Annotated in this window: 14 protein-coding genes; 4 read left to right on the top strand and 10 right to left on the bottom strand. The window is 46.6% G+C overall.

Annotated elements, in window-relative coordinates:
* Window positions 1-319: 319 nt before the first annotated feature.
* From MHH78_RS14520 to MHH78_RS14480, 9 genes are all read right to left on the bottom strand, one after another.
* Complete coding sequence (locus MHH78_RS14520; protein WP_036697991.1) at window positions 320-586, bottom strand: hypothetical protein; 267 nt, start codon at window positions 584-586, stop codon at window positions 320-322.
* 2 nt (window positions 587-588) lie between these two features.
* Window positions 589-1,296, bottom strand: coding sequence for an endonuclease III (gene nth, locus MHH78_RS14515; RefSeq protein ID WP_036697993.1), 708 nt, complete (start codon window positions 1,294-1,296; stop codon window positions 589-591).
* Between the two features lie 212 nt (window positions 1,297-1,508).
* Complete coding sequence (locus MHH78_RS14510; RefSeq protein WP_341167793.1) at window positions 1,509-4,325, bottom strand: S-layer homology domain-containing protein; 2,817 nt, start codon at window positions 4,323-4,325, stop codon at window positions 1,509-1,511.
* 23 nt (window positions 4,326-4,348) lie between these two features.
* On the bottom strand, window positions 4,349-5,008 hold the full coding sequence (locus MHH78_RS14505; RefSeq protein ID WP_076079218.1) for a GerMN domain-containing protein: 660 nt from the start codon (window positions 5,006-5,008) through the stop codon (window positions 4,349-4,351).
* A gap of 105 nt (window positions 5,009-5,113) precedes the next feature.
* Window positions 5,114-6,553, bottom strand: coding sequence for an N-acetylmuramoyl-L-alanine amidase family protein (locus tag MHH78_RS14500; RefSeq protein ID WP_076079217.1), 1,440 nt, complete (start codon window positions 6,551-6,553; stop codon window positions 5,114-5,116).
* A gap of 199 nt (window positions 6,554-6,752) precedes the next feature.
* Window positions 6,753-8,330 (bottom strand): N-acetylmuramoyl-L-alanine amidase, encoded by a 1,578-nt coding sequence (locus MHH78_RS14495; protein ID WP_341167792.1) that lies wholly within the window; start codon window positions 8,328-8,330, stop codon window positions 6,753-6,755.
* Between the two features lie 191 nt (window positions 8,331-8,521).
* The gene (gene leuD, locus MHH78_RS14490; protein WP_076079215.1) at window positions 8,522-9,124 is read right to left on the bottom strand and encodes a 3-isopropylmalate dehydratase small subunit; all 603 of its coding nucleotides are present in this window, start codon (window positions 9,122-9,124) and stop codon (window positions 8,522-8,524) included.
* Window positions 9,125-9,153: 29 nt separating this feature from the next.
* The gene (gene leuC, locus MHH78_RS14485; protein WP_036727197.1) at window positions 9,154-10,578 is read right to left on the bottom strand and encodes a 3-isopropylmalate dehydratase large subunit; all 1,425 of its coding nucleotides are present in this window, start codon (window positions 10,576-10,578) and stop codon (window positions 9,154-9,156) included.
* A 171-nt stretch (window positions 10,579-10,749) separates the two neighbouring features.
* Window positions 10,750-11,499, bottom strand: coding sequence for a LytR/AlgR family response regulator transcription factor (locus tag MHH78_RS14480; RefSeq protein ID WP_341167791.1), 750 nt, complete (start codon window positions 11,497-11,499; stop codon window positions 10,750-10,752).
* A 175-nt stretch (window positions 11,500-11,674) separates the two neighbouring features.
* On the opposite strand from MHH78_RS14480, the gene MHH78_RS14475 reads away from it, so the two are divergent.
* Genes MHH78_RS14475 through MHH78_RS14460 form a run of 4 tightly spaced genes read left to right on the top strand, consistent with a single transcriptional unit; the run spans window position 11,675 to window position 16,698 of the window.
* Window positions 11,675-12,349: a response regulator transcription factor gene (locus MHH78_RS14475; protein WP_341167790.1), complete on the top strand. Its 675-nt coding sequence runs from the start codon at window positions 11,675-11,677 to the stop codon at window positions 12,347-12,349.
* On the top strand, window positions 12,337-13,485 hold the full coding sequence (locus MHH78_RS14470; protein WP_341167789.1) for a HAMP domain-containing sensor histidine kinase: 1,149 nt from the start codon (window positions 12,337-12,339) through the stop codon (window positions 13,483-13,485). The genes MHH78_RS14475 and MHH78_RS14470 overlap by 13 nt, the downstream gene beginning before the upstream one ends.
* Window positions 13,486-13,543: 58 nt before the next feature.
* Window positions 13,544-14,218 (top strand): ABC transporter ATP-binding protein, encoded by a 675-nt coding sequence (locus tag MHH78_RS14465; RefSeq protein WP_036727203.1) that lies wholly within the window; start codon window positions 13,544-13,546, stop codon window positions 14,216-14,218.
* Window positions 14,215-16,698: an ABC transporter permease gene (locus MHH78_RS14460; protein ID WP_341167788.1), complete on the top strand. Its 2,484-nt coding sequence runs from the start codon at window positions 14,215-14,217 to the stop codon at window positions 16,696-16,698. The genes MHH78_RS14465 and MHH78_RS14460 overlap by 4 nt, the downstream gene beginning before the upstream one ends.
* A 71-nt stretch (window positions 16,699-16,769) precedes the next feature.
* Here MHH78_RS14460 and MHH78_RS14455 read toward each other — a convergent pair whose 3' ends face one another.
* Complete coding sequence (locus tag MHH78_RS14455; RefSeq protein WP_341167787.1) at window positions 16,770-17,741, bottom strand: S8 family serine peptidase; 972 nt, start codon at window positions 17,739-17,741, stop codon at window positions 16,770-16,772.
* Between the last annotated feature and the right edge of the window lie 60 nt (window positions 17,742-17,801).

Genomic DNA, 17,801 nt, shown 5'->3' with positions numbered 1-17,801 from the left:
ATTTATCTCACTGCAAGAATAGAACAATTATATTTTATCATCAGATCGTCACAAATCAAATGTCCACATTTACAAAATCAGCTATAAACCTTCACGAAAAACAAGATTTCGCAGATGGCATTCCAATCTCGCCCGTAAATCCTGCTTATATGGGTTCGCAAAATAACCCCACAAAGTGGGGCTTTAGCGTAGGTGATAACTCAGGTACTTTGCGGGGACCCCAAAACAAACATATACATTCTTATCTGTCAAAAAAAGAGGCTGCCCCGTCAGCCACTTCATGGCTATGGGACAACCTCTCTAATCAACTCCAACCGAATTAAGCTGTTTCCAGCACGGGAAGCAGGATTTCAAAGACTTTGCCGTGCTGTAGAATGGTCAGGCCACGGGATTTGTCTTTCATTACGACAACCTCTGGCTTCGCGGACATACGCTCCAGGTAGAACTCAGGCACATCGCCGGAATGGCTGATTGTGATGCCTTCCACTTCCTGCTCTTCGTTCTCTTCCATCGGGCTGTCCACAACGCGGTCAAAAATATCAGAGAACGCTTCAAAATTATCAGTATATACAGAAATGCACTTCATCTCTATCCCATCCTCTTCTTCTCTAATTCTTGATTAGCTTTCGTATGATCCTTAGCTTTCCTGATTACAGCAGTTTTCATACGTTTTTTGCCCTCCCGGCATACATCCAGCAGCGGGCAGATCTGGCACCCGGGATTCTGAGCCTTACAGTGATATCGCCCGAAAAAGATCAGCCGGTGGTGCGTCAGCGTCCATTCGTCACGCGGCACCGCCTTCATCAGCTTCTTCTCCACTTCCAGCACCGAATCTTTCCAGCCCGCAAGTGCGAGCCGTTTGGCTACCCGTTCCACATGAGTATCCACGGCAATCGCCGGAACGCCAAACGCATTGGAGACGACCACATTGGCAGTCTTGCGTCCGACACCAGGCAGGGTTACCAGCAAATCATGGGCCTGCGGCACTTCACCCCCGTACTGCTCAATCAGGATTGCGCAGAGGTTCTGAATATGCTTGGCCTTGTTGCGGAATAGACCAATCCGCCGGATATCCAACTCCAGCTCTTCCAGCGGCACTGAGATATAGTCGATCGGCGCCTTGTACTTCTGAAACAGGTCCTCGGTCACCTTGTTCACTGTTGCATCCGTACATTGGGCTGAGAGCAGCACGGCTATTGTAAGCTCAAAAGCGTTGCTGTGATTCAGCTCACAATGTGCATCAGGGAACATGCCTCCGATAGTGTCCAGGATGTGGCGGACCTCTGCAGCTTTCATAGCGTCCCCTCCACGGAGCAGGTATGACTGCAAGTTCTCTTACAGCATATCTTCTCAAATCTGAAGAAATATAAGCAAAGATACATTATATCGTATACTTTCATAGCGTTCAAGCGAACACCCTGCTGCCCTTATATTTCAAAAAAAACGCCTTGATCCAAGGCAAAACCAAGGATCAAGACGGTGTTTCACACGGAAAATCACCAAAACGATTATTGTTTCACAATTTCTACAACCTTGCCGTTGTTGAAATACATTATAATATTATCATTTTCTTTGAGAGATTGCACGGATAAAGTCGTGTCACCTTGATGAATATATACATTTGGGGCAAGCCCAAACGTATAATTATCAGTCAGCGTGGCGCGTTTGGTCAATATTTCATTCGTTGCGCTCTCATAACGGGCGAACGTCCGGTTCAACTGACTGAACACGGAGATGATCACTACACCGCTGGCATCCTTACGCACCAATACCCGGTCTGCTGTGGTAAGTCCGCTCAGAGCGTTCGTTGCAACCCCGTCCCGGAGGATCCTCACTCCGCTGCCCGCAGTGAAAGGCTGGGAGGCTCCCGTATAATCCTTCACGGTGAACGTACCTGCTGCGGCATCCACTGCCGTTACCTGTCCGGCAACCTGTTTCACCGACTGCAGGGACAGCGGTGTGGAACCGTCGAAGCTGAGATTCACGAAATCTCCGGCCTTCAGCTCAGTCAGCGCGATCTTCTGGCCTGCTTCGTTGGTAAGCGGCACATTCACCAGGTTCAGCTCGCTGCTGTTGCTGCCACCCTCAAGCTTCACGGTCATTTTGTTAGTGCCCGCATTGATGGTAGCAATCTCGAACTGGGACGACCCGTTCACACGCAGCACAGAGATGATCTCCTGATTGCTGGCAAGCACTGCCGTTACCGGCACATTGAGCGGAACATCGGTGATGACTGCCCCGCTTTTGCCAAACATTTCAATGGCCTGCGGATAAGACATCGTCAGCAATTGTCCGTTGCCCAGCTTGAACACAATCGTTCTGGCCGAAGTATTGATAGCCGTCAGCGTGCCGGAATATTTGGTCGTCAAATCAACAGACATTGCACGCTCATTAATGGAGGTCACATCAATCTTGCGGTTCTCAACCAGTCTGGACCCCATCGTGGTCAGCGAAGTGGTAAGCAGTCCGCCGTACGACATCTTTGTTTTCTCATCCATTTTGACTACATGAGCCTTGCCGTTATTGTCCGTGAAGGTCAGGTACTGGGTCTTGGTGTTATAATCCACAACGGTAGCAGCCGCGTACTGTTCAATCTGACGGCTCAGCACCTCAATCTTGGTCACCTGATCATTGCTGTTCAGCGTAAGCTGCACATTGTCTCCGCCTGTTTTGTCAGCAATCAGGTCAGCCATCACCGGACTTACAGCATTCGGAATCACAATGGCCGGATTAGTAGCAAGCAGATTGACCTCACGGGTGCCATCGCTCTTCTGATAGACAATTGTTGAATCTGTCAGCTCATAGATGAAGCCCTTCACTATGCGTTCCACTCCCGAGGTTACTTCCACGGAACGGATCGCATTATCCTTGATAGTATAAGAGACAGCAGCACCGGCTTTCAGCTCTGCGGGCTGAATAATAGAGCTCTGGGAGCTGAACAGCGTAGTCCCTTCTTCCCATTTGAAGGTTTCTACTGTGCCGTCGGCATTCTTGAATGTAATGCTCTTGGCAGCAGTGTCAACGCTTTGAACCGTGCCTTTAGCCGTCTTGTTCACAATACCGGAAGTGACCTGCACCTTCACAACCTTGCGGGAACCGGTGAAGGTTTCACGCAGCAGCGTAAGCTTGCTGCCGGCGGTAATCGAAGCAGGCTGAATAACGGCTCCATTCACATCCAGGAAGGCCGTGCCTGAATCGTAGGGATACTGATCATATCCGTTCGCGGAATCGACCCAGATGATACCCGGCGTATGCTTGGTGAACACACCTTCCGCCTGCTCAACCTGAACTGCCGGGTCTGTCAGCTCTACATATGCTGCGCTATAGGTGGCTCCAATTACAGTTACTTTCGTATAGGGCTGAATCTCGTTCAATGTAATGCGATTCTCGGAAGTACTGGTGTAGTAGGCGGTATTGGCATTCAAAGTGAATTCCAGCGTATTGCCGTTAGTGTACAATCCCAGCTTGCCGTCCTTGAGAGCACTTATTGTTCCTTTGAACGTATTGTCGTATTCCAGGCTATTATGCGCTTCAGCACGGCTGAAGAAGGTAGCCAGCTGTGCACGGGTCACAGCGCCTTGCGGATCGAAGCGGTTGCCGGTTAGCCCGTTAGCCAGTCCCAGCTCCACCGCTGTGTTAATATAGCCGCGTTTGTTCGCGGACACTTTGGCATCATCTGCAAAGCCTGTCGGCCGGCCCGCAGCCGCAGAAGCGGATGCACTCTGGCCAAGCGCACGGATCAACAGCTCAGCGACCCATTCACGGCTGGCCTTTCGCTCGCCCCACGAGCTTTTTAGATTATCTGCAGCCATCTCCGTGGTCTTATCCAGCAGTCCTTGCTGGAAGGCCAGGATTACATATGGCTTATAATAGTTCGTAACAAGGAAATCATTAGGCAGCGCAACTTCGGTACTGGTGTTCACATTTCCCTGCAGCTTCATGAAGCGCAGCGCCATCAGCACCGCTTCCTGCTGGGTCACAGAATCGCCAGGACGGAACAGGCCGTTATTGCCGACCACAATTCCCTGAGTTGCCAGCTTATAGATATGCTTTTCGGCCCAGAAACCCGTCTTGACATCACTGAAGATCCCTGAACCAGTTGCAGCCGTCTGCGAAGTCGCTGCAGCAACGGTTGCTCCGGTTGAAGCGTTGTCGGCAAAGGCAGCGCCTGCCCCGCCAAGCACCATCGCACCGGCCAGAACGGCAGATACCGCTTTTACAGAATAAGATTGAACCGTACGCTTTAATCGTTTTGGACCGGACAATTCGATATTCCCCTCTCTATGGCTTATCTGGATTTCTATGTTGTTAATTTCGTTAGCCATCCGGCTTATTCCTGCCAAATAGCCTACAATCCGTTGTTCTCGCGTGTGATGGGATGCACAAGATCCACATGCCCCATCAGACTCTCCACCTGTTCTCCGTCTACCAGCACATCGATATTCTTCACTTCATCGAACTGGAAGAACATCTGGGACAATGCGCCGATCGCCAGAGCCTCGCCGCCTGCACCAAGCTGTGCCTCATCCGGCTTATGAATATCCATCACAATCTGTCCATTGGAGAATTCAAGTGATTTCAGTTCAATCTTGTTCCACAGCGGAATCTGGTCAGCATTATCGCTCTTCTGGAGTGTTTTGAAGGCTTCCTTATATTTCTCCTCCGCATCCTTGAAGGTGATGGAGACATCAGCAGGAACCAAGTCGTTCTGTTGCAGGTCTGTATAATACGTCTTGATCTTAAGGCTCTGCTTCTCAGGCACTGCTGGTGCCTCCGTAGCCGCCGGAGTGACCGTTGCTGCAGGCTCAGGCGTGCTTGTAGCTGCCGGTGTGGCAGCGGGACTAGCGGGACTGTCATTCCCGGCATTGTTTCCTTCAGCGCCGCTGGATACCGAGGTTGAATCCTGACCGGACGCATCGCCCGGTGCAGCAGTAGGTTTATCGCCGCAGCCCGAAATTACGAGAAGCAGCAGCGCAGCGATCCCTGCATATGTCAATTTCTTGTTCATTTGATTAACCCCCTCAGATGAATATGGGCAGGAGGGACCGCAAAGTCCTTTTGACCGCAATATAGGGTCTTTATCCGACTCTGCGGCCCCTGCTGCCGCCCGTTGTTATTGAATCCCGAGATACTCTTTAATTCCGCTGACCATCGATGCGGCTACATTGTTCTGCAGTGCTTCAGTGAACAGCAGAGCCTCGTCTTTCTTATTGCTGAGATAGCCCACCTCAAGCAGTACCGCAGGCATCTTCGTCTCGCGTATCACATGGAAGTTGCCGTAACGCACTCCCCTGTTGCTAAGCCCGGTCGCCTGCACAAGATACTTGTGCATCACATTGGCCAGAGCCTTGCTCGCGTCCCGCTGATAGTAGGTCTCCGTTCCGCTCGCAGCCGCTGATCCGCTGCTGTTGGCATGAACGGATATGAACAAATCTGCACCGAGGTTATTGGCGATTGCCGCCCTTTCCTTCAGTTCCAGGAAGGTATCATCGCTGCGCGTCAGCACCACGTCAATCTTATTCTCCTGCCGCAGCAGCGCAGCCGCCTTCAGAATCACAGCCAGGTTGAAATTCTTCTCATATTTGCCGGTAACGCCTACAGCCCCTGAATCCTTCGCTCCATGTCCGGCATCGAGCACAACCAGCTTACGCCCGCTGTTGCCGGGCTGCGTTGAAGTGTCGCCTGGATCCTGTGCGTTCAAATCAATGACAATGAGCTTGGAGGAATCTCCCGATACCTCTACGCTATAATTTTTCGGGGTATTAAGATCAATTACAAATCGGACAGTATAAGGATTAGTGCTATACAGCGAATAGCGGATACCGGAGACATCCGGATAATCCGTAACTGTCAGGTTCCCGTTCAGGTCAGGATCAAGTATTTGTCCTGTTCCGAATATATCCGAGAACGTGGCATTCGGCAGATCAACGATGATTCGGTCCGGTCCGCTGATCTTAGAGACCTTAGGCTCGGCATTGCCGTCTATGGCAATCGTGAACCGGTTCTCATTGAAGCTGATGCCGTTGATCATGCTCACGCTGCTTGAGGGTTCTCCCGGCGGCACTACAACCGTCCCTCCGTCCCCATTACTTTGTCCCGGGTCAATGTTAGGCTCGGAAACGGGCGGGGTAATAAGATCTACAACCTTCTTCGTGTTATCCCATTTGACCGTAAGTCCGAACTGCTCACCAATGAACCGGATCGGTACGAGTGTCGTGCCGTTCCGCAGGAGAGGGGCCGTTGACATAATTACCGTCTTGCCATCGACGGATGCCGCAGTCTGATCTACGATCAGCTGAATGGTCTTTCCCTGCTGTTCAATCTTGATGGTCTTGCTTGTCTGATTCCAATCCACCTTGTATCCAAGGTTCTCAGCGATCATTCTTAGCGGCACCATGATGGAGTTATTTACATTTTCCACCGGAACGTCTTGTCCTGCATTCAGTTCCTGGCCATCCAGGAAGATCTTGTTCTGGCCAGCAGCGGCTTGTCCATGCCCTGGCAGCACCACAACAAAGAGCAGCAGCAACAGCATAAAAGCAAATTTCTTCATTCTTCACCTCTAAGACTCTAGTATTCCGCCCCCAATCGAGCGTTCTTGATGGCATGCCAACTGACAACCTTCGACATAGTGTAGACGCCTTTAGATCTTAAAAGTTGCGAATAAATCCCAACCAAAGTGGAAATGTCTGTGTATTCCCTATAGCTAAAAGGTATGTAGTGCGGTTACAGACAACTCCGCTTATGCAGTGTTACAAACCAAGATATTCCTTAATTCCAGCTGCGATTTCGCGGGCCAGATTATTCTGGAGCTGTTCACTATACAGGCCTGCTTCATCCCCCGCATTGGTCAGATACCCGGCCTCCAGCAGAATCGCAGGCATCCGGGTCTCCCGGGTAACATGCAGACTCTTCGAGCGGACGCCATTGTCTTTGAAGCCGGTTCCCGCTACCAGATGCTTTTGCATAATTTCGGCAAGCGGCAGGCTCTCACTGCGGCTATAGTACGTCTCACTTCCGTTAACTTTGCTGCGGTTCGGATAGGATACATCCAGTGAATTCGCATGAAGGGATACGAACAGCGTAGCATTCGCCGCTTGGGCAATCTTCACACGATCCTGAAGACCCAATGTAATATCCGATGTACGGGTGTAGACGACATCAGCCCAGCCTTCCTGCGTCAGAATAGCTCCGGCTTTCAGGATGACCGCGAGATTGAAGGTCTTTTCCAGCTTGCCTGTAAGACTAACCGCGCCCGATTGCTTCCCCCCGTGTCCGGCATCAAGCGCAATAATCGGTCTTCCGGTGAATCCCGGATTCACCGGTGCTCCCGTTTCACTGCCTGTTACATTGAGATCGATTGTGACTAGTCCTGTACTCTCATCTGTACTTACCTGATAATTCTGGTAGCCCGTAGTCTGGATTACGAACCTGACCGTCGGGGGATTCGTACTGAACAATGCATAACGTATTTCAGTTACAAGCGGGTAGCCACTCACATCCAGCTTGCCCTGCGGACTTCCTCCAGTAGATACGCCCGGGAAGCTCCCGCTGAAATCAGGGGCAAATGCCGCTCCGGCAAAATCCACTACGATCCGATCGGGTCCGGTAACTCTCGTAACCGTAGCCTTGGCTCCTCCGGCAGCGGCTACAATCAGCCGGTTCTCGCTGAATACCGCCCCTTTCACTACAGGGGATGTAGCTGGCGGAGTCGGAGCAACTATAACACTTCCGTCCAATTCCTCCAGAGTCTCTGTGCCGCTCTGAGGCGGAGTGGTTGGTGACGGGGACTGAACTGCCCCTGGAGCCGCTTCGGCTGATTCTGATGGAGCTGGGGTGGCTGACGGCACCGGATCTGAAGCGACTGGCGCTGTCTCCGTTATCCCTCCGCTCAAGTACACCGTCTTATCCGTATTGTCCCACCCGACGCTAAGACCAAATTGCTCACTGACAAAGCGGATAGGCACCAGTACCGTCCCGCCGTTCTGCTTAGGTGCAGCATTGAGCGTCAGGTTCACTCCATCGGCTTGTGCGGTGGTACTGCCGACTGCAAGCTGTACGGATTTGCCGTCCTGCTGGACAGTTACCTTGCGGCTGCTCTGTTCCCACAGCACTTCGAAGCCCAGATTCTCCACCACTACACGGATCGGAATCATAACGCTTCCATTCACGTTCTCGAGGATTACCCCCTTGGGCAGTGCAAGCTCCTTGCTGTCCATCACGATCTTACCGGGGGTTGTTCCGGCTGCCGCAGCTTTGTGGCCGGCGAATGACAGGAGGAGCAGTGGCAGCAGTAGTAGAAGCAACACCCGTTGTCCGGCTTTCTTCATCCTTTCCTCTCCTTTGGTCCATTGATAGATTTGCAGATAAGATTAAGACGACAATAATCCCCAAAAGTTGCCTTCGCAGGCAATAATATCTCGATTATAGCAAAAAAACTTCTATTTCCGACACCCGGAAATAGAAGTTTTGTGTAAATACTAAGAATAAATATGCTTCAGCCGCTAACTTAACTTAGCTCTTAGGCAAAAAGCTTGGCTGCATGACGCTCTTCATAAGCAGCAATCTCATCGGCATGCTGAAGTGTCAGGCCGATATCATCCAGCCCCTGCAGCAGGAACTGGCGGCGGTGCTCATCCAGCTCAAAGGTGATGGCCAGACCATACTCATCACTCAGCTTGTTGTTCTCCAGATCCACTGTAAGCGTGTAGCCCTCATGCTCTGCCGTGCGGCTGAAGAGATCGTCTACCTGGGCCTCCGAGAGCTTGATCGGCAGAATGCCGTTCTTGAAGCAGTTGTTATAGAAAATGTCGGCATAGGATGGCGCTATGACCACTCTGAACCCGTAATCCATGATGGCCCAAGGCGCATGCTCCCGGGAGGAGCCGCAGCCGAAATTCGCGCGGGAAATCAGCACAGAGGCTCCTTCATAACGCGGTTTGTTCATCTCAAATGCCGGATTGTCATTCCCTGCTTCATCAAAACGCCATTCGTAAAATAAAAATTGTCCAAAGCCTGTGCGCTCGATCCGTTTCAGGAACTGCTTGGGGATAATCGCGTCCGTATCTACATTAACCCGGTCTACCGGGGCTACAATTCCTGTTAACTTCTTGAATTCTTCCATTGCTGAATCCTCCTGCTCTCTCAATTATTCTATGAGTTGACGGCTTCCGTCTTGTAGTTCCAGTCACGCACATCCGTGAAGCGTCCTTTGATGGCTGCCGCAGCCGCCATGGCAGGAGAGACCAGATGCGTGCGTCCTCCGCGTCCCTGACGTCCTTCGAAGTTACGGTTAGAAGTAGAAGCGCAGCGCTGGCCCGGCTGCAGAACATCCGGATTCATCGCCAGGCACATACTGCAGCCGGCTTCGCGCCATTCAAATCCAGCTTCGGTGAATACTTTGTCCAGCCCCTCCTTCTCGGCCTGCATCTTCACGCGCCCGGAGCCTGGCACAACAATAGCTGTAACTTTGTCAGATACCTTATAGCCTTTGGCTACTTCAGCCGCAGCCCGCAGATCCTCAATCCGGCCGTTGGTGCAGGAGCCGATGAAGACATAATCAATTCCGATCTCGGAGATCGGTGTACCGGGAGCCAGATCCATATATTCAAGCGCCTTCTCGGCTGCTTTGCGTTCATTCTCGGTAGTGAAATCAGCAGGGTTCGGTACGGTGGAGTTGATATCCGTTCCCATACCAGGGCTAGTTCCCCAGGTAACCTGCGGGATAAGTGTTTCTACATCGAATTCGACCACAGTATCATACTGGGCGCCTTCGTCACTAACAAGGCCCTTCCAGGTCTCAACGGCGGCATCGTACGCTTCACCCTGCGGCACATATTGACGTCCGCGCAGATAGTTGAAGGTTGTCTCGTCCGGTGCGATCAGGCCCGCTCTTGCTCCGCCTTCAATCGACATGTTGCAGACGGTCATGCGCTCTTCCATCGACAGCTCACGGATAGCTTCGCCGGTATATTCGATAACATAGCCAGTTGCAAAGTCCGTTCCGTATTTGGCAATTACGCCGAGAATCATGTCTTTGGCAGTCACACCCGGATTACGTTTGCCGGTGAAGCGCACTTCCATGGTCTTGGCCTTGGATTGCTGCAGACACTGGGTGGCAAGCACATGCTCCACTTCGCTGGTGCCGATCCCGAAGGCCAGTGCACCGAAGGCTCCGTGTGTGGAGGTATGGCTGTCCCCGCAGACAATCGTCTTGCCGGGATGGGTCAGGCCAATCTCAGGTCCCATGACGTGAACGACACCTTGGTCAATATCATTCAGGTCAAACAATCTTACGCCGAAATCACGGCAGTTCTGCGAGAGCGTATCAATCTGCTGCTTGGAGATCGGATCGGTAATATTGTAACGGTCCTTGGTAGGCACGTTATGATCCATTGTCGCAAAGGTAAGTCCCGGACGGCGGACTTTACGGCCGCTCAGACGCAGCCCTTCAAACGCCTGCGGAGAAGTAACCTCATGAACGAGATGCAAATCGATATAAATAATGCTCGGCTTGCCTTCTTCCTGATGAATAACGTGATTATCCCAAATCTTCTCAAACATTGTCTTGTTGCCCATGAATTTCACCTCATAATAGTAGAATCGTTCCTATTGACGAGAGCGTGGAGTCTCTCTTGAATGTTCTAAATATAACATCACCACGTTTATAATTCCAAGATATGATTTCTATAGCGCTGATAGGCTGTACCTATGAGACACAAGATTTTAACAAAAGGCTCTTGCAGGATTTCACTTCCTAATATTTATACCCTCACTAACCTTCTGAAGGAACTTGTCCAGCACCAGAGACCTTTTCCGCCTGCTTAAGGGAAGCAAGGTTCCATCAACAAGACGAATTTCAATATCATCAACCGAAAAAATATATTGAATATTTACTATACAAGTTCTATGTATATCAACAAAACCCTGCTCGCTATATTGCGCTATTAAATCTATAAATTTAAATCCGTGCAATAAGTAAGTTCTCCTTTTGGTATGTAAATAGCTTTTCCTGTTTACACTTCCAAAAAACATTATATCATTCAAGGGAACTTTGATTAACGCTCTTTTATCGCCTGTGATGGTAACTTTAAAAACTTGAAGTTGCGGGTTATCATCTTTTATAGCAGTTACCACACGATCTATTATTAAAAATAATCTTTCGTTCATGAGTCTTTTAGGTAAAAAACCGCTTATATCATACTGGAAGGTATTTAAAACCTCTTGTTCGGAAGAAGTAACAAATACCAGCTTGAATTTTTTATCGAAAAGGCGCAGTTTTCTCGCCACTTCTTTCCCATCCATTACCGGCAAGTCTAACTCCAAAAAAATGATATCGTAATACGAATGATATTGCTCAAAATCATCAATTAGTTTTTTACCATTTGTATAAGTGTAGATGGTTGTATTGACTTTTAGCCTTTTGAATATTCTTTTTGCTTCAGATACAATGCTATTCAAAAATTTAATATCATCATCACAAAATGCAACATTTAGCATTCAACCACTACCCTTCATTATTTTTGTGGCATTAAATTTGGTTCGAGTCGAATCTAATATTCTTCATCCATCTGCCATTCTTACCATATTTTCCTTATAATAATAGCATAAAATCAGAATCAACATTGGTCAAGATACTAGTCATAATTAAAGATTCTTAAGGAGGTTTTTTAGATTGAAGAGTAAAATTTTGCTCATTGATGATGAAAAAGGAATTATCTCTATTCTGAAGAATTACTTTGAGTCATCAGGTTATCAGGTATATTCAGCTCTTAGCGGAAATGAAGCACTTGAAAGAGTCCATTGTCAGCCCGATATTATCCTGCTTGATATCAATATGCCAGACATCGATGGTATTACAGTTTGTCAGCGAATTCGCAAGTATATTTCCTGTCCAATCCTTTTTCTAACGGCTAGAGTTGAAAGTAAGGATAAAATTATCGGTTTTCGCGCAGGAGCAGATGACTATATCCTCAAGCCCTTTGATATTGATGAATTGGGGGCAAGAGTAGAAGCCCATTTACGTCGCGAAAATCGTATGCATAAGCAATCTATAATCCGTTTTTTTGGAGATCTTACCGTAAATTATTCTAACAGGGAAGTTTCTGTCTCCAGTTTTGTTGTACCACTGTCAAAGAGAGAATTTGAAATTGTAGAACTGCTTTCTATGAATGCCGGGCAAGTTTTTGACCGCGAACACATTTATGAAGCCATTTGGGGAACTGACGGAGAAGGAAGCAGCGATACGATTATGGAACATATTCGTAAAGTTCGTGCGAAACTCGCGGTATTTACTCAGAAAAGCTACATTGATACGGTATGGGGGGTAGGCTATAAATGGAACGGATAAACCATATGAGTTTAAAAAAAGCATTCTTTTTTCTATCGGCCATATTTTTACTTATCGCTTTGCTCCTGAGCGTCATATCAATTTGGGGGATCAGCGAAATTTCCAGGCATTATGGGCCGTCTATTGAATTAAAGATGGATGGCATTGATGTCAGAGCCACACCAGTGCCCCCAGAACCTGCTTACCCGGCATGGTATCACATTTTTAGCATCCTGCAATTTGCGCTTCCCACTCTATATGTACTAACAGGATTATTTTTAGCTGATTGGCTTTTTTATCGGATTAAGCTTAAAATGCCCCTGGCCGCTCTGCAAAATGGAGCCCGGCAAATTATGCACAACAACCTGGACTTCTCGATTGTATCTTCTGCAAGTGATGAGCTTGGACAGCTCTGTGACGCATTTGAAACGATGCGATGTGAGCTTCTGAAAAACAACAGGGAACTGTGGCGGCAAACTGAGGAGCGAAAGAGGTTAAATGCTGCTTTTTCTCATGACTTGCGAAATCCCGTAACCGTAATCAAAGGCTCGGTAAAGCTGCTTAAAATGGGAATAACAAGTGGAAAACAAACAAAAGAAGAGATCGGTGATACACTTTCATTACTTGAAGAGTATTCCGGCAGGATTGAAGCTTTTATAGAAACGATGAGCAGTGCCCAGAGATTAGAGGAAATGCAATGCAATTTAAAACAGGTTCAGTGGTCGGCTCTAATCCAAGAGCTTTCGGTAAGTCTGACGATATTACGTAAAGACAAGAAGCTTAATCTGCATGATAATAACGTCAACAAAAACGAGTGGATTTGGGTTGATCGGTCCATTGTTTATAATGTGGCAGAAAATCTCGTTTCGAATGCCGTCCGGTACGCCCGTAAGCAAATTAGTGTTGCTGTCACCTGCGATGATTCAAGTATGCTTCTTACTGTTCAGGATGATAGTGAAGGCTATTCTCAAAATATGTTATCCCGCGGTACAGAACCGTTTTTACGCGGAGATCATCCTTCTGGGGATTCAGGGCATTTTGGGATGGGACTGTACATTTGCCGGCTGCTCTGTGAAAAACACGGAGGCACCCTAGCCTTACAAAATACAGAGAATGGTGCAATGGCAACGGCTTCATTTAATATTTTGAAATCTTGAGCATTTTTTGAGATTTATATTCTACACTCTCCTTATCAATTGAAAAGGAGAGTTGTGTATGTATATTGAGGCAAAAGACCTTTCAAAACTTTATGGCAACGGCGAAAACAGTGTCATTGCCCTTAATCATGTTAATTTAGAAATTGCGCCTGGAGATTTCATTTCCTTTATGGGGCCTTCGGGTAGCGGGAAGAGCACATTGCTTCATCTGTTAAGCGGTCTGGACAAACCTTCATCCGGCAGTGTTATCTACGATGAGAAAGATATCTACCTCACCAGTGACAAGGAGCTTTCCGCTTTTCGTCGCCAGAAAATCGGATTTATTTTTCAACAATTCAACCTCTTACCTGTCCTGACCGCAAGGGAAAATATTATCATGCCTCTGCTGTTGGACAAACGCCAGGTGGATGAGGCTTATCTTAAAGACCTAACAGATATGCTTGGAATCAAAAGTCGAATGACCCACTTGCCCAGCGAACTCTCTGGTGGCCAGCAGCAACGTGTCGCCATTGCCCGAGCACTAATTGCAAAACCTGACATTGTCTTTGCTGACGAACCCACGGGAAACTTGGATAGTAAAAGCGGCAACGAGGTTATGAGTTTACTCTATGATATTTGGCGTACGATGCGCAAAACCCTTGTGGTTATTACCCATGACAACCAGATCGCACGCATGGCGGAACGACAATTTGTTATTGTAGACGGCCTCCTTTCGGAGGTGGCGGCGAAATGAAATCCTATCGTTCTCTTGTATGGAGAGAGTTGAATAACCAAAAGATCACTTCCGTCTTAATTTTAATTGCGATTATTCTATCTACAATTATGACTACGGTTATCGGCCAATCCCTTGGTATATTAAGTGCTTTGCGTCAACAGCAGGCAGCAGCACTTAATGGCAACCGTTATGTTACTTTTCATCAACTTACACAAGAGCAAAAAGAGAAGCTTAATTTCGATAATAGATTGTCGTTCTCAGGTAGCTTTATGAATATCGGCACCTCAGTAATACCGAATACTAAACTTTCTATTTGGCTTCGTGAATATGAAGATGATACACTTTCAGTCTACCCATCCATAACACAACTTTCATCCGGACGCTTACCTCAGTCACCCCATGAAGTTGCCTTACCACAAGATGCATTAAATCTATTGAATTTTTCCGGCAAACTTGGAGACCACATTACATTGCCGATCCGTATCTCGCTTATACGGGACGATCAGGCTCCCTTTGAATATAAGACTACATTCACTTTAACCGGCATTTTAAAAAGTAATTACTTAGGGTATGTATCCGGCGGTGTTAACGGTATTGCCGGTCAAGGAACAGCGGAACAGCTGCTGCCGAAAAAATACCAACTGTACTCCACAGATGTTCGTATGATAAACAAAAATCACTTCCAGAACACGGTTGATGATATCGCCGCTCAATTTGCTCTGCCTGAATATTGCATTCAGTACAACGACATCCTTCTAGCAGCAGTGGGTATTGATTACACCCATAAGAGCGATGACTCAGACAATGGTTCCGGTTTTCCCTTTATGGCCGTTGCAAGCGTTCTCGTTGGTACTCTTGTTCTTTTAGCCTCCGGTCTTGTTATTTATAACATTTTGAAAATCTCTGTAACGAAACGCATCCGCGAATACGGTACATTACGCGCTCTTGGTGCGGAACGCAGTAAACTATATATATTAGTATCGCTACAGCTTGCCCTACTCTGTGGAATAGGTGTTCCTGCAGGGATCACTTTTGGCATATTGTTTGCCAAAGGAATTACCATCTCCGCAACCAGCCTCTTGTCTCCGGACCTGTTTCTAACAAGTTCATCGGAAGAATTAGCCCTGTTGATAGCCAAAAATAGTTCCGGGAAAATACTTCCTCTGCTCATCAGTACAGTAATTACATTATTGTTTGCCTATCTTGCAGCATTCCCTGCCGCAAGATATGCGGCAAAGGTTTCTCCGACGCTCGCAATGTCAGGTCCGTCAATACGGGTTGGACGAAAAAATCGAAAGGCTCGGCGTATACGTTCCTTCGAAGCCTTCTACGCAAGAATGAATATGAAGCGAAATAAAGGCAGAACGACAATTACTATCTTATCATTATTTATGAGTATAACGGTATTTATAGCATTACAGAGTTTTTCCACATTATTGGATACGAGCACTGCGGTACAAAAAATGCATATTGGTGATTACTCCATTACCCATAAGACAACTGGTTTTTCTCCAGAAGTGGTGAAGGAACTCAAATCCTTAGCAGATATAACTTCCGTTTCCACCTTGAAATATAGCCTGTATACACAGGATAGCAAGGGGCAGATGCCAATTTCCACATCTTTTTTACTACAGCCAGGCGAGGCGCTGCATATTATTGGTGTTGATGAAGATCGGTTAAAAATGATCGCACCAGCACTTACCCAACCGGAACTCCAGAATTTAAAAGCAGGAAAAGCCTGTATTATCAAAAATCCCATCGCCATAAATTATGGAGATACCCGATTAAGCAGTACCTTAATTTCCGTAGGCGATAATATATCTGTCAATAACTTGACGTTACAAGTTCTGCATGAAAGCAGTAATTCAATCACACTGGATAATGACGGATTTGTAAACGGGGTTCAAATCATTGTATATGATACGATCTACGATCAGATTACAGAAACAATCAATTATTCGGAGTTATATCCTGTCTTGTCACCCAACGCTGATAAGGAAAATGTTGAGAAAGTTATTACTCAAATAAGTGAACAAGCTGGAGGGGGCCAATGGCTTTCTTATCAAGATACAGATACACAGCTTGCAGAAAGCTATCAGCAGATCAAATGGTTAGCATGGGGATTGATTCTGTTTATCGGGCTTATAGGAATTCTAAATATAATTAATACCGTGTACACAAATATTCATACCCGTATTACTGAAATCGGGGTTCAGCGAGCGATAGGCATGAGCATTTCAAGCTTATACAAGACCTTCCTTTGGGAAGGCGCCTATTACGGAATTATCGCAGCTATCGCCGGTTCTATAGCAGGGTATTCATGTTCAATCTTTGTAAGTGCTGCTAAAACAGACACCATAGAGCTTATCCCCGTTCCATTTCTCCCCATTATGGGAGCTGCATTTATTTCTATTGTGGTTTGCTTAACCGCAACATGTATTCCACTCCGCAAAATCGCAGACATGAGTATTGTGGATTCCATAGAGACCGTTGAATAGCGGATGAACAAATTCAAAAATACATCAGCAGAAATACTCCTGATGTATTTTTTTATTCGTCATTCATTTCTTTAAGTATGTTCAATAAATTTGGTTAATGTGCTTATTGAACTAAAAACTCTATAATCAACACCATTATAATTAATGCTGACACCTGTAATCGCTTCTATTTCTTTTAAAATCTCAAAAAAATCATTTGGATACAATAAATCAATTAATTTAGTGCTCGCTAGTTGCTCTGCGGTAATATCTCTATCTCTTTTCTTAAAATATGAGAACAATATTTCTTTTATTTCGTTATTTAGTTTGCTTTGGCCTAGAACTTCAACCGAATCGAAATTGAATGTATTAGCACCAATAACATCGTTTGTTTTCCATAGTTTTCTTTCGGCAAATGTTTGCAATAATACTTCCAGTTCCTCGTATTTCAAATCAGGTTTCTTGATTAATATATTCAATACTATACCTGTAACAGTTGCGGTAGCCTTACTCGTTCCGCCAAACATTTTATATGAATCACTTATACTCTTTACTAAATTAGGCGTTTTATTAGCGATACATTGGATCACCTTGCTTTTATTGTACCAATAATCACTGTTCCCCTGAAGTATAGCACCATTTATACCGATTGCTCCATCGCATGCAGCTGGATAACCCAAATAACCTTGATTAGGTGCTGAAGATATTATGATCTTACCCTCACTCTTGAGTTTATGTATAATTGGTTGTAGCCTTGATCTGCTTTTTTTCTTAATTGTAGTTAAGCTAAGATTAATTGTCCGAATATTAAGTTTACGCGTATACTCCAAGGCTTCTATTAAGGTATCAAGTGAACTCTCCATATTTTGATTTAATGCTTTAATCGCAAAAATATTGGGCTGCGCTTCACACATTTGCGCTATTATATTAGCACATTGCGTACCATGACCATTATCGTCTTCGAAATCGCTATCTTCATCAGTCAAACCCATACCACCGATAACATTTCCAATGGAGTTCTCTTGAACTATTCCCGTATCAATAATGATTACATCAGGATTCATTTTTGATCTCCCTATAGTTGCATATAATAAGTATGGGTAGTGATTTTAATCACTACCCAT

This window comes from Paenibacillus sp. FSL H3-0333, assembly GCF_038002805.1.
GTDB classification, from domain to species: Bacteria; Bacillota; Bacilli; order Paenibacillales; family Paenibacillaceae; genus Paenibacillus_AQ; species Paenibacillus_AQ silagei.
Note: the sequence above shows the minus strand (reverse complement) of the source record. Positions and strands in the feature narration are given on the sequence as shown.